The sequence below is a fragment of the Halomonas sp. ND22Bw genome (assembly GCF_003011945.1).
In the GTDB taxonomy this organism is placed as follows: domain Bacteria; phylum Pseudomonadota; class Gammaproteobacteria; order Pseudomonadales; family Halomonadaceae; genus Halomonas; species Halomonas halophila.
In genome coordinates this window covers 1-276 of sequence record NZ_PXWD01000734.1, presented here as the reverse complement: position 1 = coordinate 276, position 276 = coordinate 1, and the positions used below count along the sequence as shown (strand labels likewise).

General features: G+C 74.3%; 1 protein-coding gene. It reads left to right on the top strand.

What is annotated here, in order from left to right; all coding sequences use genetic code 11:
• Positions 1–60 precede the first annotated feature (60 nt).
• A partial coding sequence (locus CVH10_RS20075; RefSeq protein ID WP_369335907.1) for an FAD-binding protein occupies positions 61–276 on the top strand: 216 nt, incomplete at its 3' end.

Here is a 276-nt window from a genome sequence, read left to right as displayed (position 1 = left end):
GAGATGCACGACGCCTTCGTCGCCGCGGGTTGAGAGGGCCGCGCGGCGCCGCAGCGCGCGGTGTCCGTGGGCGGCGGCGCGTTGTGGGCGCAGGTGTACGACGCCGTCAGCACCCAGGCGGGCGGCTATGTGCAGGGCGGCGGTTGCCTGTCGGTCGGCGTCGCCGGCCTGGTGCAGAGCGGCGGCTTCGGCAGCTTCTCGAAGCGCTACGGGTTGGCATCGTCCAGCCTGCTGGAGGCCGAGGTGGTGACGGCCGACGGCCAGGTGCGCATCGCC